Below are 23,296 nucleotides of genomic sequence, written 5' to 3' on the forward strand. Positions count from 1 at the left end.
TTTGCTTGTTAAGAGCGTAAGAGCAGTTGGTCATCTTTTAATTCAGCACCACTATTTTGATGGAACATTTCCATCAATTCAGGGACTGTTAAATGTTGCTTTTGCTCACCGGCAATATCCACGACGATCTTGCCTTGATGAAACATGATCAGGCGATTGCCATAGCGAATGGCATCTTCCATATCATGAGTAACCATGAAGGCCGTCAACTGCTGTGAACGAATCAATTGATCGGTCAATGCCATGACAGTCAACGAGGTTTTTGGATCTAGGGCAGCGGTATGTTCATCTAATAAAATCAATTTAGGTTGTTGCAATGTTGCCATCAAGAGGGTAATCGCTTGACGCTGTCCGCCTGATAACAAACCGATCTCGGCAGAAAGACGATTTTCTAAGCCTAAGTTTAGACTGGCTAATTTTTCTTGGAAAAACGCGCGATTTTTTGCTTTGACGCCTGTCGCAAACCCTCGGACTTGGCCCCGTTTGTAAGCAAGTGCTAAGTTTTCTTCAACAGTCAAACGAACCGCTGTCCCCATACGTGGATCTTGAAAGACTCGGCTAATATCCTTTGAGCGTTTCGTAACGGATAAACGGGTGATGTCTTTCCCATCTAAGGTGATTTTTCCTTGTTCTGTTGGGATCGTTCCTGCAATACTGTTTAAAAGGGTCGATTTTCCGGCACCATTGCCACCGATGATCGTGATAAAATCTCCGGCATTCATCGTCAGGTCAATGCCTCGCAAGACATGGTTCTCATTGATCGTCCCTTTTTCAAAGGTTTGGTGTAGATTTTCGATTGTTAAGACTGAAGTCATTAGGATTGGCCTCCTTTGGTTTTTGGCAGCATCTTTTTAAGTCCTAGTTTTGAACGAAGCTGCGGTAACGAGAGGCAGATGACTAAGACGATTGCGGATGCCAGTTTGATATCATTGGCTTCGACATTGAACTCGAAAACGACGGCCAGGATAAAGCGATAAACGATCGCTCCAATCACGATGGTGATCAACCGCAAAAGCAAAGATTTATTGGCAAATAAAACTTCTGCAATAATGATCGATGCTAAGCCAATCACGATCGTACCGATTCCGGAGTTTAGGTCAGCAAAACCGTTGTTTTGGGCTAAAAGAGCACCTGAAAGGGCGATACAGCCATTAGAGATCATGTAACCGATGATCTTCATATTATCGGTGTTGATGCCGTTGGCTTCACTCATAGCTAAATTATCGCCTGTTGCGCGCAATGCTAAGCCGATCTCTGTACGGAAAAAGAGGAACAAGCACAAAATGACGATAGCTGCGAAGAGAAAGCCCGCAAGAATCACGGCATTGTTTTTGGTCAGACCCATTGCTTGAAATTGGGTGAAGACCGTGTCTTGTCCTAACAAGGCAATGTTGGGAGCACCCATCACACGATTTGTGATGGAATAAAGCCCAGTCATCGTGATGATCCCGGCCAACAAGGCTGGGATCTTTAGTTTTGTATGCAGTAGTCCGGATACCAAGCCGGCTAACATGCCACCGCCAAAGCCCATCAAACTGGCTAGTATGGGGGAGACGCCATTCGTAATACTGATTGCAGCGATCCCTGCACCTAATGGAAAACTTCCTTCTGCAGTTAAATCAGCGATATCCAGAATACGGAAGGTCAAAAATACTCCGATTGCCAGCAATGCCCAAAGGATCCCTTGAGAGGTGGCAGATTGTAGTAATAGTAAGAACGTGTCGACTAAATTCATATGATTTCCTCAAATCTAAAATAGTATGGTTATTCTGGGGCAGTGATGCTGGCAGGATCAATCCCTAAAGCTGCAGCCATTTCTTCATTGACGACTAACTCTAAATTCTCCGCTGTTTCAACGGGTGTGGTAGCTGGTTCTGCATCGCCATCCAAAATTTTTGCTGCTAGTTTTCCTGTTTGAATGCCTAGTGATTTATAGTCAATACCATAAGTTGCTAGAGCTCCATCATCGACTTGTTCCACGGAACCTGCGACGATCGGTGTTTTGGTTTCTTTCGCCACTTCACCGACGATTGCAGCAGCAGAGGCAAAGGTATTATCTGTTGGAATATAAATGCCATCGACATCTTTTGCCAGGCTAGAGGTCACTTGCTGCACATCATTGGTGGTATTGGCGGTCAATACTTTAACGTCGACTCCAGCAGCTTTTAAGGCTTCTTCTGCCAAGTCTGCTTGAATTTTCGAGTTAGCTTCACCTGCATTATACATAATGCCGATCGTCTTGGCGTCAGGGACGATGCTTAACAGCAAATTGATCTGCTGCTCAATGGGTACCATGTCTGACGTACCGGTGATGTTGCGACCGGGTTCTTCATTTGAGTCGGCTAATTTTGCCCCAACTAAGTCAGTAACTGCGGTAACCACGATTGGGGTATCAGTGGTTTCATTTGCTAACGAAACAGCAGCAGGAGTAGCGATGCCCAATAAAAGATCAGGGTTGGCATTCACTAGGCGTTCGCTCATGCTTTTTAAGTTGTCTTGACTGTTTTGCGCATTTTGGTATTCGATCGTCAGGTTTTCACCTTCTGTATAGCCCGCTTCTGCTAAGCCTTCTTTAAATCCTTCGTAGGCGGCATTCAAGGAGCCATGTTCCACGAGTTGCAAGACACCGACTGTTTTTGATCCGTCGTTTCCCTCAGAAGCATTGTTTGATTCCCCACAAGCTGCCAGTGCCAGTAGTGAAGCCGTTAATAATCCAGTTGTGATCCATTTTTTCATTTTCATTGTAACTCCTCCTATAAACGTTTCTTTTTTAATTGGGGTTTACCTGAACAAAAAAATCCATTCAGACAATCGTCTAAATGGATTCGATCCTATACCAAGCGTAAACGTATATTGGCAACCATTTAGAAGATTTTCTACATGGCTGCAAGTTCAAGTTAAAATGCTTTAGCCATCATAGATACAAACAAAACTCGTTTTGCGGTTTGCATCCATAATGTGTTATGAATACAAACTATCTAAAGTAGCTAAAGTAAAAGATATTCAGTTGTGGGGACACGGTCGTTTTTAACATAAAAAAGTTCCTCCATACTTGAATTGTTTTTAGTATAGACAAAAAAAAGCGGACTGTCAAATGTTTTTCCTGAATTATCTGAAAATTTTTGAATAACAATCAGAAAAAGTCTGAAAAAGATGCTTTGTTTCAACAAATTAAAAAGAAAGAAAAAAACTTTGTTTCATCAAGCTTTCTTGCTTGAAAATAAACAAAGTTTTTCTTAACATCACTCGTTTTCTTCTTTATAATAACGAATGGTATTTTTTATTTCACGAATACTGTAAAGCAGATCATCTTCAAAGGATTGATCTTGATCAATATCGATGGTCTCATTGAACATTGCTTCGTATTCAGCGATCGTTAGTTTTTGACGGGCATCAAGTAACGTTTGGTGAGCAGCTTGTGCTAACTGTTTTTCATAACCGGGTACCAATACGCCGCTGAAAAATTCAGCAACCGCTCCTGAGCCGTAACTAAACAGTCCTATCCGATCATTGGCTTGCAAGCTGGAGGAATTTTCCAATAAAGAGATCAAGCCTAGGTACAATGAACCCGTATACAAGTTGCCGGTACGACGACTGTAAACGATCGATTCTTCATAGCGAGCCATCAGGCGTTCTTGTTGCGTTTCTTCTTCTTCGGCAAAAACAGCCAATAAGGCTTTTTTTCCCATTTTTGTATAAGGAATATGGAAACTCAATGCAGCGTAATCTTTTGCTGTGCGTTGCGTTTTTTCGCAATGGGCTTGCCAAACTTGTTTAAAGGAATCGATATAGACGTCATTTGACAAGTGGCCATCTACCATTGGATATTGATGACCAACGGGACGCCAAAAATCATAAATGTCTTGCGTCAACATCAAATTATCGTTATCCAACTGCAAAATCGCTGGATCTGCAGAGATCAGCATAGCAACTGCACCTACGCCTTGAGTGGGCTCTCCACCGGAAGCTAAGCCATAACGGGCGATGTCTGAAGCCACCACCAAAACTTTGCTTTTTGGATTGGCTTGTACGTGGGCTTTAGCAAACTGTAAGCCTGCTGTTGCGCCATAACACGCTTCTTTGATTTCAAAGGAGCGGGCAAATGGTTGAATACCCAATAGGCGATGCAAAACCACTGCCGAAGCCTTTGATTCATCGATGCCGGATTCTGTGCCGACGATCACCATATCAATTGCTTGTAAATCTTCTTTTGTGAGGATATCTTTTGCCGCATGCATGGCAAAGGTGACGATATCTTGCGTTTTTTTATTGACCGCCATTTGATCTTGACCGATCCCGATCGTAAATTTATTTGGGTCGACCTCTCGGGCGTGAGCTAGATCAACCATATCTATAAAATAGGGGGGGACATAAAAATTTATTTTATCAATACCAACGTTCATTCCGTCGCTCCTTTATGTTCTACGTACTTAGTAGGCTACACGTTCTAAGGTATCATATTTTTTGAAAAAAATGAAAAAGAATTGATTAGAATTTAAACTTTATTAAAGAAAGTAGAAAAGGGCACAGCAAGCTGATGTGGGGTATTCTTTTTTGGAAGATTTAATGATATATTTCAAGAGGAGGTGACGTACGTGGAAGAAGTTGTCATTATCGACGCACTAAGAACGCCAATTGGCAAATACCATGGGTCATTAAAAGAATATTCAGCAGTAGAATTAGGAACAATTGCTGCGAAAGCCTTGTTGGCAAGAAACCAACAAGCAAAAGAACATATCGCACAAGTGATTATCGGAAATGTCCTGCAAGCAGGCAGTGGGCAAAATCCAAGTCGCCAAGTTTCCCTGCAAAGTGGGCTTTCTTCAGATATTCCAGCCTCAACGATCAACGAAGTTTGCGGTTCGGGAATGAAAGCGATTCTAATGGGCATGGAGCAAATTCAGTTAAACAAGGCATCAGTCGTCTTGACTGGTGGGATCGAAAGTATGACGAATGCGCCGCTATTCAGTTATTATAACAAGGCGGATGATCAGTATTCAAATCCAGTATCGACAATGATGCATGATGGCTTAACAGACGCTTTTAGCAGCAAACCGATGGGCTTAACGGCTGAAACTGTTGCAGAAAGATATGGCATCACTCGACAAGAACAAGATGAATTTGCCTACCACTCCCAAATGAAGGCTGCCAAAGCACAAGCGGAAAAGAAATTTGAGCAAGAGATCGTACCCGTGACCGAAAAGTCTGCTACCGTTTCCCAGGATGAAGGCATTCGCGCCGCTACGACAGTCGAAAAATTAGCTGAACTAAAAACGGTTTTCAAAAAGGACGGTACGGTGACTGCTGGGAATGCCTCAACCATCAATGATGGGGCTGCCATGGTCTTGATCGCCTCAAAAAGCTATTGTGAGGAGCATCAGATTCCTTATCTGGCAGTGATCAAAGAGATCGTTGAAGTTGGCTTTGCCCCAGAGATCATGGGAATCTCACCAATCAAAGCAATCGATACTTTGCTGAAAAAGCAAGCACTGTCGATTGAAGATATCGGTATTTTTGAAATCAATGAAGCCTTTGCAGCTTCCTCGATCGTAGTAGAACGTGAACTTGGTTTGGATCCCAAGAAAGTCAACCGTTACGGTGGGGGCATTTCCCTTGGCCATGCGATTGGAGCAACCGGTGCTCGGATCGCAACGACCGTCGCTTATCAGCTAAAAGACACACAAGAATGTTATGGGATCGCCTCTTTATGTGTCGGTGGCGGGTTAGGGCTAGCGATGCTGTTAGAAAACCCTTCGGCGGCAGCAAGTCAAACCGATTTTCATGAAGAGTCGGCATCAGAAAAAACAGAAAAAAAAAAGTTTTACGCCCTTACGCCTAACGAACGACTAACCTTTCTTGAAGCACAAGGGGCGATCACAGCAGCCGAATCCTTGGTTTTTCAAGAAATGGCATTAGACAAGGAAACTTCCAATCACTTGATCGAAAACCAGATCAGTGAAGTGGAGATTCCCTTAGGTGTGGGGTTGAATCTGCAAGTGAATGGCAAGAGATACAATGTCCCGTTAGCCACAGAAGAACCTTCTGTGATTGCAGCGATGAGCAATGGAGCAAAAATGGCTGGGCCCATTACAACGACCAGTCAAGAACGTTTGCTTCGAGGCCAGATCGTCTTTATGGATGTTCAGGATCCGGAAGCGATTTTGGCAAAAGTTGAATCCGAGCAAGCAACGATCTTTGCAATGGCGAATGAGACGTATCCTACCATCGTGAAACGCGGCGGTGGATTGCGAAGAGTGATCGGTCGGAACTTTGTGCCAGCAGAATCTGAATTAGCAACAGCCTATGTCTCAATCGATTTGTTGGTTGATGTCAAAGATGCCATGGGCGCCAACATCATCAATTCGATTTTAGAAGGAGTGGCCGACCTCTTTCGGAAGTGGTTCCCAGAAGAAGAAATTCTCTTTAGTATTTTAAGCAATCTCGCTACGGAATCGTTAGTAACAGCCACTTGCTCGGTGCCTTTTGACAAATTGAGCAAGACCGGAAATGGCAGACAAGTTGCCGAAAAAATTGTTCATGCAGCTGATTTTGCCAAGATCGATCCATATCGTGCCGCTACCCATAACAAAGGGATCATGAATGGGGTTGAAGCGCTGATTTTGGCTACCGGAAACGACACTCGCGCCGTTTCTGCCGCTTGTCATGGCTATGCTGTCCGTAATGGCCGCGTGCAAGGGTTGACTTCCTGGACCATCATAGAAGACCGTTTGATTGGTAGTATCACACTGCCGTTGGCGATCGCCACAGTCGGGGGTGCCACAAAAATATTGCCAAAAGCCCAAGCTGCGTTGGCATTGACTGGTGTTGAAACGGCGAGTGAGTTAGCTTCGCTGGCGGCAAGTGTCGGGTTGGTTCAGAATCTGGCCGCTTTGCGAGCATTGGTTTCAGAAGGTATCCAGCAAGGCCATATGAGCATGCAAGCCCGTTCATTAGCTATTTCAGTTGGAGCAAAAGGAACCGAGATTGAACAGCTGGCAGCTAAGCTGCGAGCTGCGACTCAAATGAACCAAGAGCAAGCCCGTAAATTTTTAACCGAAATACGTAATTAAAAAAGGTTCTCTAGTTTTTAAAACTTTTTATCCTAAACAATAAATGGAAAGGACGAATCCCCTTACTAAAGGGAGTTCGTCCTTTTTTTGTTTTGGAGATAATAATGCAATAGATAAAAAATCTCGCTGTACTTTTGCTGATAGAGGACTTTTTTTATTTGTCGGTTCCAAGCAGCGATTTATCAAAACTAGTTTTACTAGGACAAAAAGAAAAAACAACTATGACAAAAAACGCTTTCAATTATACATCTTTTTACGAAGAATCAAAGCTATAATGATTTCATCAGGAGGGAATCAAATGAATGAACGGATCCGAAGAATTCTCACACGATTGGTAAAAAAACCCGAGATAAAGATGGCAGAGTTAACCACATCACTTTCTTTAACAAGAAGACAGATTAACTATTCCATTAAGCAATTTAATGAGGAGTTACTTGAAAACGGTTTGCCTCAAATCAGGCGTAACCATATGGGAGATTTTATTATTCCTTTAGAAGTGTTACGAATGATTTCTCTTGAACAAAATAAAGAAGATTCTTCTGCCATGGTTACAATTTTCTCTGAATATGAGCGGATTGCCATCATGTTAAGTTTTTTATGTACTAATACCGATTACATTGGTATGGATCATTTTACACAGCTCTTATCGGTAAGTCGCAATACGATTCAAGAAGATTTAAAGAAAGCGAAGCAGTTTGTTAGCAAATACGCCCTGTCCATTCACTATGATCGTCAAAGCGGTTATCAACTGCAAGGATTGGAAAGGAGAATCTTACAACTGCTCTCTGATTTAATTAAGCAGCATTCATTATTTCGTCTTGATGATATTAAAGGAAAATTGGCACCGACTATTCCTGAAGAAGAGGTTGTTCATTTGATACACAACATGGAGCAATTGCTTCATTTAAGGTACTCAGATGAATCTATTGATTATCTGCAATCAGCTGTAAGAATGACCTTGCAACGTGCAACTTCACCGATTGCTTCAAAAGATGAAATGGTACAAATAGAGATTCGAAAAACTCCAGAATATAAAGTTCTGACTATTTTGCTTCAAGATACACCTTGGTCCAGCATGTCTCCTAACTATCTTTCTTGGCTAGCTCTGCTATTTTTAACATCTAATATTTTTGAACGTAAGACGACTCAAGTATTTGATTCAGATAGTGAATTAAGATGTTTGATCAGTGAAATGGTTACAAGTTTTCAAAACCAAACACTAATTATGATTGAAGATAGAGAGGCATTTGAACGTCGGATTTTGGGCCATCTGCGTCCAGCGTGTTTTCGTATAAAATACAATTTGAGCTTGGGCATGTACTCCCTTGATAGCTTAGTTCAAGATAGCAACCATGCAATTTTGAAGGATCTTATGAAGGAGCTGATTGTTCCCACAGAAAACTGGTTAGGCCGAGCGTTTCCAAATGATGAGTTGGCACTTCTATCTTATTACTTTGGTTTTCAATTAATGAGTCCTCGTCAAATAGCAGCGCAATTACCAAGGGCAGTAGTTGTCTGTGCCAATGGGGTTATGGTTTCAAAACTGATGCGAGAAAATTTAAAAAAACTATTTCCCGAGTTGCATTTTTTAGCTTCATTTTCAGTAAGAGATTTTTATAAATTTGGAACGGATTATGACTTGGTTTTTACAACTACTGCATTAAACAGTGAATTACCGCAATTTATTATTGATCCTATCATGACTTATAAGCAACAGATAAGTCTGCGATATCGTGTATTAAAAGAGTTAGGATTAAATGAAGTAGACCGCTCAGTTGATGAGTTGTTTTCGGTGATTCGCACATATGCTCAAGTAAATGATACGAAGCAACTAAGGGAAGAGTTAGAGTACTTTTTATTGAAGCAAAAGCAAGATTCACCTTTAGAAAATTTTAAAGCGTTACCATCATTGACTGATTATTTGAAACCCGATTTTATAAGAAGAACGTCAGAGAAGCTAACTTGGCAACAAGCAGTGAAATTTGCTTGCCATCCTTTGTTAGAAGATCAGATGATTACAGAGCTGTTTATTCAAGATTGTTTGGATCAAATCGAAGAACAAGGATACGCTGGGTATTTAGGGAGTCAAACGTGTATCCCGCATACAGCACCACAAAATGGCGTATTAAAAGACGGGATAAGTCTATTGATTGCTGCTGAGCCAATCGCTTTTCCAAACGATAAAAAAATCCATTTTATTTATCCATTATCGTTTTATGATTTGACGAAACATTTGAAAGCTGTGAATCAGTTAGCAGATATTAGTAATGATTCTACGTTTTTAAATCGTTTGAAGGAAAGCTCAGATACGAAAACAGCTTATCAGCTAATTAGACAAGTGACTTAGGAGGAATACGATGAAAGTAGAAGATTACCCACGCTTTACAATTATTATGAGGGGTTACACATATGAACAAGCTTATTCAGTTTTAACGGCAATGAGTGGGCTTGAGAAAGAGTTTGCAGTTGAAATCACATTAAATACTTTAGGGGCTCTAGAACATATCAACAAGTTAAGCAAATTATTTGGTGAAACTATTCTCATTGGGGCAGGAACAGTAAGAACGTTACCTGACGCCCAAAAAGCCGTCGCAGCTGGGGCTCGTTTTTTATTAGGTCCCCATCGTTTTACGAAGCAAATAATGGATTTTGCAAGGAAAGAGCAAGTGCTCTCAGTACCAGCGGCAATGAGCCCTTCTGAGATCAATGAGATGTTTACAGATGGAGCGGATATCGTTAAAGTTTTCCCCGCTGCAGTTGTGACACCACGCTTTTTCACAGATGTGCAAGCTCCATTGGGCAAGCTACCTTTGATGGGTGTTGGTGGAATTTCGATTTCTAACGCCAAGGAATATTTTGACCATGGAGCGAGTTATCTTGGTTTAGGTTCCAATCTTTTTCAATCGCAAGACTTGCAAGCTGCTGACCCAGCAAAACTAGCGCTATCACTACAGAAATTAGCAACAGAGATTTAAGGAGGAAAACAAATGGAATTGCAACTGAACGAAGAACTAGTATTTCGAAATATAAAAGCAGGCAGTGATAAAGAAGTCCTTGCTTTTTTAGCGAATGAACTATACCAACGAGGCTATGTCAAAGAAGATTATATCGAAGCAATACAGTTACGCGAGTCCGAATATCCAACCGGTTTACCTTCGACACAGCCCGGCGTAGCAATTCCTCATGCAAATTTTGATTTGGTCAATCAAACAACTTTGGCGATTGCAACCTTAGAAACAGCTGTAGGGTTTCGCAATATGGAAGATAATCAAGTCATTTTACCTACTAAAATCGTTATCATGATGGCCATCGGTGAACCGCACGGCCAAGTGGAGATGTTACAAAAGATTGTCAGTATTATTCAAGATGAGCCACTTCGTGAACAAATGACGGCGGCGAATTCGGATCTAAAATTGCTAACATTATTAAAAAAGGCGATAGCCTAAAAAATAGGAGGAAATGAAAATGAAAAGAATTTTAATTGCTTGTGGGAATGGGATTGCGACTTCAACCGTAGTAGCATCAAAAGTGAAGGATTATCTGAATGAACATGGAGTTGAGGCTTCCACAACCCAAACCAAACTGATGGAAGTACCTAGTAAAGTTCAAGACTATGACTTGTTAGTGACAACTGGTCAATTTGAAGGTCAGACTGGTGAAGTTCCTGTGGTAAAGGGAATGCCTATTTTAACGGGAATTGGTTCTGAACAAACTATGGAAGAAATTTTGAATTATTTAAAATAAAAAATTTAAGGAGAAAAAAGAATGAATTATGTAATGAATGTATTCAATTTCTTTATTGACGCTGGTCCTACAGTGATGCTTCCTGTCATTATTACAATTATCGGCATGATTTTCGGTTTGAAAATCTCAAGAGCATTTAAGTCTGGGCTAACACTAGGAATCGGATTTGCAGGGATTCGTCTGATTCTGGATTTTATGACAACCAATGTCGGACCAGCAGCCCGTGCTATGGTAGAGCGGACCGGCGTACAGCTGGATGCCTTGGACGTAGGATGGGGCTCAATCGCGGCGGTTACTTGGGCATCTCCAATTATTGCACTGCTTATATTTGCTATATTGATCGTTAATATCATCTTGTTGGTTCTCAAAAGAACTCAAACGTTGGATGTTGATATTTGGAATTATCATCATATGGCTATTGTTGGTGTAATGGTTTATTTTGTGACTAAGAACGTAGCGTTAGGTGTGGGCGCATCAGTTGTAATGGCAATTGTCACATTTAAAATGTCTGATTGGTCACAGCCTTTGGTTGAAGATTTTTTTGGAATTCCAGGGGTTTCATTACCCACGGTTTCAGCCTTATCTTCTTTAGTAATTGCATGGCCGTTAAACTGGCTTTTAGACCGCATTCCTCTTTTTCGAAATTCCAAGTTTACCATTAAGGATGCACAAAAATATTTGGGCTTCTTTGGGGACTCTATGATTATGGGCGGTGTCATAGGTATCGCAATCGGCTTTTTAGCTGGCTATGATATCACTCAGATTCTTCAATTAGGGGTTAGTATGTCTGCTGTCCTTGTTCTGATACCAAAAATGACCTCTCTTTTTATGGAAGGATTAATGCCTATTTCAGACGCAGCGCAAAAATGGTCTCAGAAGAAATTTAAAGGTCGCCGTTTATTTATTGGACTAGATGCAGCGGTTGTTGTGGGCAATCCAGATGTTATAACAACTGCACTGATTATTATTCCTTTAACAATTGCTATGGCTTTGGTTTTACCAGGAAATCGTGTGTTGCCATTTGCCGATCTAGCTGTAGTTCCATTTCGAGTAGCGATGGTTGTTGCATTGACTAGAGGAAACTTGCTGAAAAACATTATTATCGGTTTAGTTGTGACCGCCTCTTTACTTTGGTGTGGAACAGTTACTTCACCTATTCTAACCGAAATAGCCAAACAGGTAGGGATTGATCTTGGATCAAGTTCCATGCTTATTTCATCTTTTGCAGCAACTTCAATGATTCAAAGTTACCTGGTTTTCATTGCATTCACCTATGAACCGATGATTGGTATTCCAGTTCTTCTTCTAGGATTTGGCGGTGTATGGTATTTCTTTGAAGGAATCAAAAAAATTATTCGTGAAGCAGCAATTGAATAAAATATTGTCGAAAAAGAGGAGTAGATTGTTTTGAAAATTTCTAAAATTACAGTGTATAAAGTAAAGCCCCGCTGGATTTTTGTAAAATTATCAACAGATGAAGGAATCGATGGCTGGGGAGAGATGATTTCTGGAACAAAAACCGAAACAGTTGTTGCAGGAGCTTATGAGGTAGGGGAAAGATTTTTGTTAGGACAGAACCCGTTTGAGATTGAGCGCTTGTTCCAAGAAATGCACCGCTCTTTCTTTCGTGGCGGTCCCATACATGGAACAATAGTGTCTGGTCTAGAGATGGCTTTGTGGGATATTAAAGGAAAAGCATTGAGTGTTCCTATCTACGAACTATTAGGCGGCGCTGCTCGTGACAGAATCAAAGTATATTCTTGGATCGGTGGTGATCGTCCGGATGATGTCGCAGAGCAAGCACAAGATCGTGTTGACCGCGGGTTTACTGCAGTTAAAATGAACGCAACAGAGGAACTGCACTATATTGACTCCTATGTAAAGATAGAGGAAGTGGTGAAACGTGTCGCCTCGATTAGGGAACGCTTTGGTAGTAAATTGGATATTGGAATTGATTTTCATGGGAGAGTCCACAAGCCGATGGCAAAAGTTTTAGCGAAGGCATTAGAACCTTATCATCCAATGTTTTTAGAAGAAGTTGTTCTTCCTGAAAATGAGGAACATTTTAAAGAAGTTGCTCAGCTTGTGGCAACGCCTTTAGCCACTGGGGAGAGACTGTATACTCGCTGGCAGTTTAAAACACTTTTTCAGCAAGGAGCAATAGATGTGATCCAGCCTGATGTGGCATTATGTGGAGGGATCATGGAAATGCGAAAAATAGCTGCCATGGCTGAAGCTTATGACGTGGCTGTTGCCCCACACGCACCATATGGTCCCGTTGCTTTGGCAGCAACACTGCAAGTTGATTCTTGTACCCCAAATGTTTTTATTCAAGAGCAAAGTTTAGGAATCCATTACAATAAAGGCTTTGATCTGTTAGATTTTGTGAAAAACAAAGAAGTATTTCAGTATAGGGATGGCTATGTAGAATTACCAAGTAAGCCTGGTTTAGGGTTGGAGATGGATGAGGATAGAGTTAGAGATATTTCGCAAGAAGGGTTGATTTGGACCAACCCTAAATGGAAGAACTATGATGGCACTATTGCAGAATGGTAGTATGAAAGGAAGTTACTCATGGCGGAAGCAATTATGATCAACTTATTTTTACTCGTTCTGTTAGTGATGCAACTCAAAGAGCAGCGCAAAATTCTTTTGCAGGCAAAAGCGAACTCTATAAAAAAGGCAACTGCTTTAATTCTGTCTGCGCTTCTTTTCGTCATTTTTTGGCCAGATCAGTTGAGTGACCAATTGAAATTGTTTGCACTGATCGGCTTAGTCTGTTTAGTTGGTTTTTCAAAAGAAGGCTTAGGAGCAGATCAGCTGATCAAACTGGGTGTTTTAAAAGGTGAATATGATCAATATACGGCAATAGAGATTGAACAAACAGTAAATAATCAAACTTTTGTAACCTTTTATAAAAACAAAAATAGCCGCTTCTCGCTTTTATTTTCAGAGTCACCGCAAATTTTGGCAGAGTACTTCCGTTTATTGAAAAAGGAAGAGAAGCTAGTGTTTAAGGAAGAGGGATTGACGCAAAGGAAGCAAAAGAATACTAAAGTATCCCTTTAATTTTGTTTATGGAGAAGGATTGATTTTATAAATTTCTGAAAAGAAAGCTAACAAGCGTGGTAATTCTTACTGATTTTTAGCAAAGAGTAAAATTAGTCAGCTGTATTTTTATTCACTATCGTCGGGTTATAAAAAACTGGGAGAATGGTTCATTCTCCCAGTTTTTTTATCGTTTAGAAATCGCCGTGTGGGCATACGCCTCGATCAATGGAATGACTTCTAGTTTTACTTTGTATTTGCGTTCTAGAGCGGTTTCGATGGTAAAAGTATCACTTTCTGTTTCAGAAATTGTTGCTAGAACACGATCTTCTTTCGGGGAAGCTTCGATCACGGTCGTTTCTCCTGAAGATTGTTTTGCAGAAAATTTAGGGAATGCTGCGATTTTTTCGGCAAATGCTGAAAAAGTCATGGATTCGTCAGAATCATCAGCCGTTGATTTTTCCACTTCTTTAGTTTTAGTTGATGCAGGTATAGTTGGTGCCGTTTCTTCCTTCACTTCTGCTGGTTCTTTCACAGGAGCGGAGGTAGGTGCCGCACTTTCTTGCGGATTGGTCGGTAACCAGTAAGCAGCGATCTCATCGACTAAGTTATCGCTGAAACGATCAAGTAAGCCAGCTTCTAAGCGTTGAATTCGTTTCACGACGATTTTGAAGTTCTCATCTAAAGGAACAGCGATTTTTTGTTCTTTGGGTGTTTCCTTCAACAATTCAATCAATAATTCCTCTTGATTTTTAGGATTGATATAAACAGTTGTCGGAAGGTCGAACTTATCTGCTGTTTTGCGCTCGATCGCTGTAAACAACTGTTGTCGAGCTGTTTCATAAGACGGGCGGAATTGTTGTTTCAATTTTGCTAATTGTTTCTTTTTCATAATCTTCTCCTCTCGATCACTATCGATTATAAGGAAAATTTGCAGAAAAGAACAGTCATTCTCATGAAAAAATACAAAAAAAATTATATATTTCCTGAAAAAACGCCAGCGCTGCTAAAGAAGCGGCGTTGGCGTTTCTACTAGATCATTGATTTGATGGTACTTAGGCATTAGGATCAAAAGCTCCTTGTCTCCAGTGGCGACTAAGTAGTTTTCCCAAAGAAAAAAGCGTACTTCCCCAGTGAGTTTCTCAGCCAGCATCTGCTGATAGTCGCTAGACGACCATTGACGCGCCGGGAAATGTTGGACTTTGCCTGGCCATACAAGAAAAACAAAATCAGCATGTAAGGCTTTTTGAACAGCAGGGGAGAGGTGAATCAAATCAGTTGTCTTCATAGGCTTCTCCTTATAGAGAGTAAAATTAAAACCCTGTCGTATCTGGATTGGTCGCTTTCCCAACGACGCCATCTAATTGATCGATCGTATTCATGTCTTCTTCAGATAGCTCAAAATCAAAGACATGGATGTTTTCTTCGATCCGACTTGGTGTGACTGATTTTGGTAATGGCAAGAAACCATGTTGTAAAGACCAGCGTAATGCAACTTGAGCGATTGATTTTTGATGCTTTTCAGCTAATGCTTTCATTTCTGGTACATCAAATATCTTCCCGGTACCTAATGGGCTGTATGCTTCAAGCAATACATCGTGTTCTTGGCAATAAGTCACCACTTCTTCTTGTAACTCGCCAGGTGCAAGGAAAATCTGATTGACCATTGGGAAGATGGTCGCTGTTTTTTTCAATTCTTCAAAATGATGAGGCAAGAAGTTGCTGACCCCGATCGCTTTGATTTTGCCTGCTTGATACAATTCTTCAAAAGCGCGCCATGTTTCTGCATTCGCTGTTTGCCAGTTGTCACGAAAGGCTACTGGGTTTGGCCAATGGATTAAGAAAAGATCGATATAGTCTGTTTGTAGTTTCTCTAAGGACTCTTCAAAAGAAGACATCACAAGATCATAGGAATGGTTCGCATTCCACAATTTTGTAGTCAAAAAGAGTTCTTCGCGGGGAATGCCGCTTTCTTTGATCGCTTGACCAACACTGGCTTCATTTTTATAGCCTTGGGCTGTATCAATATGGCGGTAACCTACTTCCAGTGCTTTTTTGACTGATGCTACGGCAACGTCGCCGTCTGGTGTTTGCCATGTGCCAAAACCTAACTCAGGGATGGTTACATTGTTTGATAACGTATAGCTGTTCATGTTCATTCCTCCGTTTTCTGTGATACCTTTAGTTTAGCAGACGAGGACGGATTTTCCAATGAATGCATCTTTCAAAAAGGAAGTGGCCAATAAGAAAAATGACGTTTGGCTCTTGTCAGTTCGCCTATTTTTTTTGTACACTAGACAAATGGATAAGGAGCGTAACTAATGGATATTTATTTGAAACATGCGATATTACACATTATTGACCGTCAAACTGGTGATCCGGTTTTTTCTCAAGTTGAACTCGATTTGACCACGGAATACATCCGCGATTATTTGACGAAAAAAATACAGAAACTTGCAACACCGCAAACCAAAACAGGGCGTTTACTCGAAACATCAATGATCGCTCAACTGGTCAAACAAGCACCCGAAGACTTTGTCGCAGCCAGTGAAGCGATCGTCCAACGGTGGTATGAAGCGTACAAGGAAAGTGAAGATGCACCAAGTGCGGATGCCTTTGTGGTCTTGTATGAATTTGATACAAGAATGCAGTTGGCATTTTTGAAGGTCAACTATCAAGACGGCTATACGCACTTTATTGATAATGGGGAAGCTGGGATCGAAAACAATTTGATTTTGCATCGTGCCTTACTAGCAGGTAAAACTCAAAAGGCCGATGAAGGGATCACAATTGATGTGGAGAGCTTAGACTTTGAACTGATTGAAAAGAAATATAGCTTTTCAGGTGAAAAATATGCCTACTTTTCAACGAAAGTCATTGATGCCGAACCGATTCCCTCGTTAGAAGAAAACGTCAAAGTCATCAAAAAAGTAGCGGAAAAAATTGGTCAGAAATTTGAAACACCTACCTATAACGTTGTTGCCGATTTAAAAGAAGCGGTTTACGACACGATCGAAGAGTCAGGACACATTGATGTCAGTGAAGTGGCGCAAAAAGTCTTTAAAGACAATATTACCGCTCAGCTTTCTTTTCAAGAAGAAGTGGCTGAAAAAGGATTTGTCAATCAGGCACCAATGATGCGGGATGTCCGTGAGATCTCAGAGAAAAAATTCGGGAAACAAAAACTAAAATTATCTAACGGGATCGAATTGATCGTTCCTTTGGATGTTTACCGAGATCCAAATTTGATCGAATTTATCAATAATCCAGACGGAACGATTTCCGTAACGATCAAAAATGTAGAAGAAGTAATTAATCGGATGTAGGACAAAGGTCTTATGTGTGGATGATGCGGATCTAACAACATAGAACGAGCACAAAAAAGCAGAGATTCCTCTTTAAGTAATGAGGAGTCTCTGCTTTTTTTCTGGATATCTTTGATCAATATCAGCAATTATTGATCGGTCAGTTTCTCAAGGGCGGCTTTGGGAACGTCTTCTTCAGAAACTTCTTCCCAGTTCAGAACACCTTTATTAGGATTGACCAATAATTTCAAATAGGCACCTTCTCTTAAAGGCGCGGAACGGTGCTCATTCATTTTGACCGTTTTGACTTCTCCAGAGGAACTGTAAGCGTCTTGTGTGTAACGGTAGACATCTTCGGCAACTCCGTTATCACTAATTTCCGTGTCGTGCTCGCCGGCATCCCTGATGACTGTATAGTAGTCACTTCCACCATAGTAATAATGATAAGTAGCAAAACAGCCACCAAGGAAAATTGCTGCAAAAACCAGCGTTGCAATGATTTTTTTCACATTTCTCACCTCATCTTCTATTATTCATAAAAATTGTCCTACGTCCAATAGATCGAAAAAAGCAAAGAAATTCTTAGGGATTAGCAGACGAGACATCTCACTTGACTTTGACTAATTTTGACCTATAATAAGAGTAGATTTAAACTTACAAAAAATAAGTTGATACTTATGAATTTGGAAGCGTAAATCGCAAAATATGATTCGAGTCAAAGAACGACTCAACTTTCTCTAGGAGGGAAACAATATGGCAAAACAACATTATGATCGTAGCAAACCCCATGTTAATATCGGAACGATAGGACACGTCGACCATGGGAAAACAACCTTGACTGCTGCTATTACCACAGTTCTTGGGAAAAAAGGACTTGCCAATCCGCAAGATTACGCAAGTATCGACGCGGCTCCTGAGGAACGCGAACGTGGTATCACCATCAATACTGCCCATGTAGAATACGAAACAGAAAAACGGCACTATGCCCATATCGATGCACCAGGACACGCGGATTACGTGAAAAATATGATTACAGGGGCTGCCCAAATGGACGGCGCAATCTTGGTCGTATCAGCGACAGATGGCCCAATGCCGCAAACCCGTGAACATATTTTGCTTTCTCGTCAAGTGGGTGTGAAACATTTGATCGTCTTTTTAAATAAAACTGACCTTGTCGATGATGATGAGTTGATCGATTTAGTTGAAATGGAAGTCAGAGAATTGCTGACTGAATATGATTTTCCAGGTGATGACATTCCTGTGATCAAAGGCTCTGCCTTAAAAGCCTTGGAAGGTGACCCAGAGGCTGAAGCAGCGATCTTAACGCTGATGGATACGGTAGATGAATATATCCCAACACCTGAACGAGACACTGATAAACCATTATTATTACCAATCGAAGATGTCTTTTCAATTACTGGACGGGGAACCGTTGCTTCTGGTCGGATCGATCGCGGAACAGTAAAAGTCGGTGATGAAGTAGAAATCGTCGGAATCAAACCTGAAACACAAAAAGCAGTCGTGACAGGAGTAGAAATGTTCCGTAAGACGATGGACTTTGGGGAAGCTGGTGATAACGTAGGAGTATTATTACGGGGAATCACCCGGGATGAAATTGAACGGGGCCAAGTGTTAGCAAAACCAGGTTCCATCACACCACATACGAAATTCCAAGCAGAAGTCTATGTGTTGACAAAGGAAGAAGGCGGTCGCCATACCCCATTCTTTAATAACTATCGCCCACAATTTTACTTCCGTACAACGGACGTAACTGGGAATATCGTTTTACCAGAAGGAACGGAAATGGTTATGCCTGGTGACAACGTAACGATCGATGTGGAATTGATCCATCCAATCGCTGTGGAAAATGGAACGACTTTCTCCATTCGTGAAGGTGGACGAACAGTTGGTTCTGGTATCGTGACCACGATCGAAAAATAAAAATCAGTGAAACAGTGCTTCCATTATCTGAAGGAGCACTGTTTCCTTTTTCATGTCAGACCATCAACAATCCCTCCATCAGCTTAGGATTGCTTGTTTTTTTCTAAATAATCTTGTGATTTTATTAAGGATTTTTTAGGAGAGAAAAAATTCTAGTCAGCCTGTTCATTTCATAGTACGATAGATTCTGACTTAGAAAAGATGGGATGTATTTGATGAGAAAAATTCGACGTTTCCTAGGATTTGTACTGAAGCTTGCGCTCTTGCTGCTGCTGATTGGAGCAGGGGTTTGGGGCTATCGAAACTACACGGCATTGAAAGCTGTCTATGCGTATGAAGCGGAAATCGCACAGCAGACACAAGCCCACGACATCTCTGAATATCAGTCTTTAGCAATGAGTATCATGCTGACGGAGTCAAAAGGACAAGGCAATGATCCGATGCAAAGTTCTGAAAGTGTATATGGAAAACAAAACCAATTTGATACGCCAGAACAAAGCATCGAACAAGGGGTTTCTTATTTAGCCGAGTTGATCGAAAAAGCAGAGCAAATGAACTGTGATCTTTGGACCGCAGTCCAGGCTTATAATTTTGGTACAGATTATATTGATTATGTCGCTGAACGGGGTGGCGTGAACACCTTAGAATTAGCAGAAACATATTCCAGAGAGGTTTTATCCCCGTTATTAGGCAATGATACAGAACAAACCTATCGTTATTGGGGCATCCAATCGGTCTTTTATAATGGCGGTCATTTGTATCACAATGGCGGCAATATGTTCTATGCGGATCTAATAAAATTGAACCGATGGAAAATCGATGTTACGGCAGGGTTCTTTTCCTGATTGTCACAAAATAACTGAAGTAAAAAAGCTTGAAATACAAATAGAATATGGTAAAATCATTATGAGTGATTCCGTCTAATTATTCTTCGCACTGATACCTATTAGTGCGTTTTTTTACCTAATAAACGATGAATACTTACCAAATGGAGGTGAGTGGATGGCACGAATTCCTCAAACGATCATTGACGATATTCGCGAACGCAGCAATATTGTTGATATCGTGGGACAGTATGTCCAGTTAAAGAAATCTGGAAAGAATTATTTTGGTTTGTGTCCCTTCCATAATGAGAAATCACCTTCTTTTTCCGTTGCAGAAGACAAACAAATTTTTCATTGTTTTGGTTGCGGTCGTGGGGGCAATGTTTACGGTTTTTTGCAAGAGCTTGAAGGCATCAGTTTTCCTGAAGCAGTCGTCAAAGTAGCAGAAATGAACGATATTCCTCTTGATCCGCAATACCAGCAATCAGAAGGCATCAATGAAGCGACCTCACAAACGAGTCAATTGATTGCGCTGCATGAAAAAGCCGCCGAGGTCTATCATCACATGTTGGTGAATACGGCTGCTGGCCAAGAAGCGCTTGATTATTTATTGGATCGCGGATTGACGATGGCATTGATCGAAGAATTCAATATTGGTTTTGCGCCGAATGAACGCTCGTTTTTGGAGAAAGTCTTTTTGAATGAACAAGCCAAAGCTGAATTTTTTCCTGATACAGGGCTCTTTGTTCAACGAAACGATGGCTCATTGGCAGACCGCTTTTACCAACGAATCATGTTTCCGATCCGTAATCCTCAAGGAAAAACAATTGGTTTTTCTGGTCGTTGGCTAGCAAGCGAAAAAGTTGGTGATCAAGACCAGCCGAAATATTTAAATAGTCCAGAAACGATCCTTTTCAACAAGCGCGAGGTTCTGTTCAACTTTGACAAAGCACGCCGTGCGATGCGCAAAGATGGCCAAGTGTATTTATTTGAAGGATTTATGGACGTGATCGCCGCTTGGCAGGCAGGAATCGAAAATGGGATCGCCTCAATGGGGACCAGCTTGACCAATCAGCAGATCGCCCATATCGAGCGAGTGGCACAAGAAGTGATTCTTTGTTACGATGGAGATAGTGCAGGGGTTGAAGCGACAAACCGCGGGATCGAGCTTCTGCAAAACAATAGCCGTTTGAAATTATCTGTGGTGCGAGTGCCGGAACGGATGGACCCAGATGAGTATTTGCGCAAATATGGGACAGAAGCTTTTTATAAACTAGCTGTCCACGGCAAAGAAACCGTTTTTGCCTTCAAGATGGATTATCATCGGATGAATCGCAATTTAGCCAATGAGAAGGAGCAACTGGACTATGTCCAAGTTGTTTTAAATGAATTGCAGCGTGTGGATTCTTTGTTGGAGCAAGACCGCTATTTGACTCAGTTGTCTACAGAGTTCAATTTGAGTCGTGAGACCTTGCAGCAGCAGCTTAAGCAAAACCGGCAAGAGCAACGGACGATGCAAGATGTAGCGCCACCGCCGCCAACAGACACCCCTGTGGTCTTTACGCCGCCTACACGGCAGCAGCCCAAAACACAGGTGGAAAAAGCGCAAGAATTATTATTGTACCGTTTGTTTCATGACAGTACGTTAAACCATCGCTTCCGAGCGAGTGGTATATCCTTTATCCATGATCGTTATCAACAACTGTATCTGCTGTTTGATGCGTATATGGAAACAGAAGAACACTTTGTTTTAGCAAAGTTCTTAGATTTTTTAAAAGAAGATTCAATGAAAAAAATGGTGATCGATATTGCAGATCTTAAAGCTTCTGAGGAAGGGACTGAACAAGAATTTCAGGACATTCTGCAGGTCTTTCAAAAGTCGGGCATTGCTGAAGAAATCAATCAAAAACGAATCCAGCAGCAAGAAGCAAGACAAATAGGAAACCAGCAATTAGAACTTGAACTTGCAATCGAAATCATTGATTTGACCAAACGGTTGAAACAAGCTAAATAGCGAACTGAAAGGGGCTTTCTTTCATGGCAGAAGAAACAAAAAAAACGTATGACAAAGCAGTTGCCGAATACATCCGAGAAAACAAAACAAAGGGGCAAGTTGTTTACGATGACATTACCAATCGTTTAGCAACGCCTTATACTTTGGATGCTGATGCAATGGACAAACTAATTCAAAAACTGGAGGATTCCGGCATCAGTGTCGTGGATGAAAATGGAGAGCCTTCAGTCCATAGTTTAAAGAGTAATGAAAAACGACAAGAAACCCAACCTCAAGAAGATTTGTCTGCACCGACTGGTGTGAAAATCAATGACCCTGTGCGGATGTACTTGAAAGAGATCGGTCGGGTACCGCTTTTGACCGCAGAAGAAGAAGTGGCTCTCGCTCTGAAAATCGAAGAAGGCGACCAAGAAGCGAAACAGCGTTTGGCAGAAGCCAACTTACGTTTGGTAGTCAGCATCGCCAAACGTTATGTGGGTCGGGGAATGCAATTTCTTGATTTGATCCAAGAAGGAAACATGGGCTTGATGAAAGCCGTTGAGAAATTTGATTATCGCAAAGGGTTTAAATTCTCGACCTATGCGACCTGGTGGATCCGTCAAGCGATCACTCGTGCCATCGCTGACCAAGCTCGAACCATTCGGATCCCAGTGCATATGGTGGAAACCATCAACAAATTGATTCGTATCCAACGGCAATTATTGCAAGACTTAGGACGCGAACCGACACCAGAAGAAATCGGCGCAGAAATGGATTTGCCAACGGAAAAAGTTCGTGAAATCTTGAAGATCGCTCAAGAGCCCGTTTCATTAGAAACACCAATCGGTGAAGAAGATGATTCTCATCTAGGTGATTTTATTGAGGACCAAGATGCTACAAGTCCGGCAGAGCATGCGGCTTATGAGCTTTTGAAAGAGCAATTAGAAGATGTATTGGATACGTTAACTGACCGTGAAGAAAATGTGCTACGCTTGCGTTTCGGAATCGATGATGGCCGTACTCGGACCTTAGAAGAAGTCGGCAAAGTCTTTGGGGTAACCAGAGAACGGATTCGTCAGATTGAAGCAAAAGCGTTACGGAAACTACGCCACCCATCTCGTTCAAAACAATTGAAAGATTTCTTAGAATAATTAAGGTTTATTGACTTTCCAAAGGTCCCCTTTGGAAAGTCTTTTTTGTTCAGGTTTTGTCATCTCTCCATAGGATAAGTAAAGAACTTAATAAAAACGTAACCAAGCAAGTGTTGGCTAATTGCCTAGAATGTGATAAATTTAATTTTGTGCATCTGCACAATTGAGTAATAAAAAAGAAATGCGAAAAAAGACCCATTATTTGTCGGTCTTTGAAATA

At 41.3% G+C, this 23,296-nt stretch carries 21 protein-coding genes; 13 read left to right on the forward strand and 8 right to left on the reverse strand.

What is annotated here, in order from left to right:
- Positions 1 to 8: 8 nt before the first annotated feature.
- The 4 genes from A5882_RS09820 to A5882_RS09835 form a co-directional block, all read right to left on the reverse strand.
- Positions 9 to 815, reverse strand: coding sequence for an ABC transporter ATP-binding protein (locus A5882_RS09820; protein ID WP_086372695.1), 807 nt, complete (start codon positions 813 to 815; stop codon positions 9 to 11).
- Positions 815 to 1,735: an ABC transporter permease gene (locus A5882_RS09825; protein ID WP_005237148.1), complete on the reverse strand. Its 921-nt coding sequence runs from the start codon at positions 1,733 to 1,735 to the stop codon at positions 815 to 817. The genes A5882_RS09820 and A5882_RS09825 overlap by 1 nt, the downstream gene beginning before the upstream one ends.
- A gap of 29 nt (positions 1,736 to 1,764) precedes the next feature.
- A complete protein-coding gene (locus A5882_RS09830) occupies positions 1,765 to 2,742 on the reverse strand; it encodes an ABC transporter substrate-binding protein (RefSeq protein ID WP_086372696.1) in 978 nt (325 codons plus the stop codon).
- A 500-nt stretch (positions 2,743 to 3,242) separates the two neighbouring features.
- Entirely contained in the window at positions 3,243 to 4,403 is a 1,161-nt protein-coding gene (locus A5882_RS09835; protein WP_086372697.1) for a hydroxymethylglutaryl-CoA synthase, read from the reverse strand.
- Positions 4,404 to 4,595: 192 nt separating this feature from the next.
- Here A5882_RS09835 and A5882_RS09840 point away from each other — a divergent pair, with 192 nt between their 5' ends.
- From A5882_RS09840 to A5882_RS09875, 8 genes are all read left to right on the forward strand, one after another.
- Positions 4,596 to 7,070 (forward strand): hydroxymethylglutaryl-CoA reductase, degradative, encoded by a 2,475-nt coding sequence (locus A5882_RS09840; RefSeq protein WP_086372698.1) that lies wholly within the window; start codon positions 4,596 to 4,598, stop codon positions 7,068 to 7,070.
- 298 nt (positions 7,071 to 7,368) lie between these two features.
- Positions 7,369 to 9,417, forward strand: a complete 2,049-nt coding sequence (locus A5882_RS09845; protein WP_176462017.1) for a BglG family transcription antiterminator — start codon at positions 7,369 to 7,371, stop codon at positions 9,415 to 9,417.
- Positions 9,418 to 9,427: 10 nt separating this feature from the next.
- A complete protein-coding gene (locus A5882_RS09850; RefSeq protein ID WP_086299640.1) occupies positions 9,428 to 10,045 on the forward strand; it encodes a bifunctional 4-hydroxy-2-oxoglutarate aldolase/2-dehydro-3-deoxy-phosphogluconate aldolase in 618 nt (205 codons plus the stop codon).
- Positions 10,046 to 10,057: 12 nt separating this feature from the next.
- On the forward strand, positions 10,058 to 10,516 hold the full coding sequence (locus A5882_RS09855) for a PTS sugar transporter subunit IIA (protein ID WP_005229265.1): 459 nt from the start codon (positions 10,058 to 10,060) through the stop codon (positions 10,514 to 10,516).
- 19 nt (positions 10,517 to 10,535) lie between these two features.
- Positions 10,536 to 10,814: a PTS sugar transporter subunit IIB gene (locus tag A5882_RS09860; protein ID WP_005229267.1), complete on the forward strand. Its 279-nt coding sequence runs from the start codon at positions 10,536 to 10,538 to the stop codon at positions 10,812 to 10,814.
- A gap of 21 nt (positions 10,815 to 10,835) precedes the next feature.
- A complete protein-coding gene (locus A5882_RS09865; protein ID WP_086299639.1) occupies positions 10,836 to 12,191 on the forward strand; it encodes a PTS galactitol transporter subunit IIC in 1,356 nt (451 codons plus the stop codon).
- Between the two features lie 30 nt (positions 12,192 to 12,221).
- Positions 12,222 to 13,370, forward strand: coding sequence for a galactonate dehydratase (dgoD, locus tag A5882_RS09870; protein WP_086299638.1), 1,149 nt, complete (start codon positions 12,222 to 12,224; stop codon positions 13,368 to 13,370).
- A gap of 33 nt (positions 13,371 to 13,403) precedes the next feature.
- The gene (locus A5882_RS09875) at positions 13,404 to 13,883 is read left to right on the forward strand and encodes a hypothetical protein (RefSeq protein ID WP_242693816.1); all 480 of its coding nucleotides are present in this window, start codon (positions 13,404 to 13,406) and stop codon (positions 13,881 to 13,883) included.
- Between the two features lie 166 nt (positions 13,884 to 14,049).
- Here the strand turns inward: A5882_RS09875 and A5882_RS09880 are convergent, their stop codons facing one another.
- The 3 genes from A5882_RS09880 to A5882_RS09890 all read right to left on the reverse strand — a co-directional run bounded on the left by A5882_RS09880 (position 14,050) and on the right by A5882_RS09890 (position 16,015).
- On the reverse strand, positions 14,050 to 14,754 hold the full coding sequence (locus A5882_RS09880; RefSeq protein WP_086299636.1) for a hypothetical protein: 705 nt from the start codon (positions 14,752 to 14,754) through the stop codon (positions 14,050 to 14,052).
- Between the two features lie 114 nt (positions 14,755 to 14,868).
- Complete coding sequence (locus tag A5882_RS09885; protein WP_005237130.1) at positions 14,869 to 15,150, reverse strand: hypothetical protein; 282 nt, start codon at positions 15,148 to 15,150, stop codon at positions 14,869 to 14,871.
- Positions 15,151 to 15,175: 25 nt separating this feature from the next.
- Entirely contained in the window at positions 15,176 to 16,015 is an 840-nt protein-coding gene (locus A5882_RS09890; RefSeq protein WP_042890321.1) for an aldo/keto reductase, read from the reverse strand.
- Positions 16,016 to 16,183: 168 nt separating this feature from the next.
- Here A5882_RS09890 and A5882_RS09895 point away from each other — a divergent pair, with 168 nt between their 5' ends.
- Complete coding sequence (locus tag A5882_RS09895; protein ID WP_005237126.1) at positions 16,184 to 17,188, forward strand: nucleoid-associated protein; 1,005 nt, start codon at positions 16,184 to 16,186, stop codon at positions 17,186 to 17,188.
- A gap of 128 nt (positions 17,189 to 17,316) precedes the next feature.
- Here the strand turns inward: A5882_RS09895 and A5882_RS09900 are convergent, their stop codons facing one another.
- Positions 17,317 to 17,676, reverse strand: a complete 360-nt coding sequence (locus tag A5882_RS09900; RefSeq protein ID WP_034872187.1) for a YxeA family protein — start codon at positions 17,674 to 17,676, stop codon at positions 17,317 to 17,319.
- A gap of 244 nt (positions 17,677 to 17,920) precedes the next feature.
- On the opposite strand from A5882_RS09900, the gene tuf reads away from it, so the two are divergent.
- From tuf to rpoD, 4 genes are all read left to right on the forward strand, one after another.
- The gene (tuf, locus tag A5882_RS09905) at positions 17,921 to 19,108 is read left to right on the forward strand and encodes an elongation factor Tu (protein WP_005237121.1); all 1,188 of its coding nucleotides are present in this window, start codon (positions 17,921 to 17,923) and stop codon (positions 19,106 to 19,108) included.
- Between the two features lie 215 nt (positions 19,109 to 19,323).
- Positions 19,324 to 19,953, forward strand: coding sequence for a lysozyme family protein (locus A5882_RS09910; protein ID WP_016613074.1), 630 nt, complete (start codon positions 19,324 to 19,326; stop codon positions 19,951 to 19,953).
- Between the two features lie 157 nt (positions 19,954 to 20,110).
- Positions 20,111 to 21,946 (forward strand): DNA primase, encoded by a 1,836-nt coding sequence (gene dnaG, locus A5882_RS09915; RefSeq protein WP_008381016.1) that lies wholly within the window; start codon positions 20,111 to 20,113, stop codon positions 21,944 to 21,946.
- Between the two features lie 23 nt (positions 21,947 to 21,969).
- Positions 21,970 to 23,076 carry an RNA polymerase sigma factor RpoD gene (gene rpoD / locus A5882_RS09920; RefSeq protein ID WP_005229298.1) on the forward strand — a complete coding sequence of 369 codons (1,107 nt, stop codon included), beginning with the start codon at positions 21,970 to 21,972 and terminating at the stop codon, positions 23,074 to 23,076.
- Positions 23,077 to 23,296: the final 220 nt, after the last annotated feature.

This window comes from Enterococcus sp. 4E1_DIV0656, from assembly GCF_002140695.1.
GTDB classification, from domain to species: Bacteria; Bacillota; Bacilli; order Lactobacillales; family Enterococcaceae; genus Enterococcus_D; species Enterococcus_D entomosocium.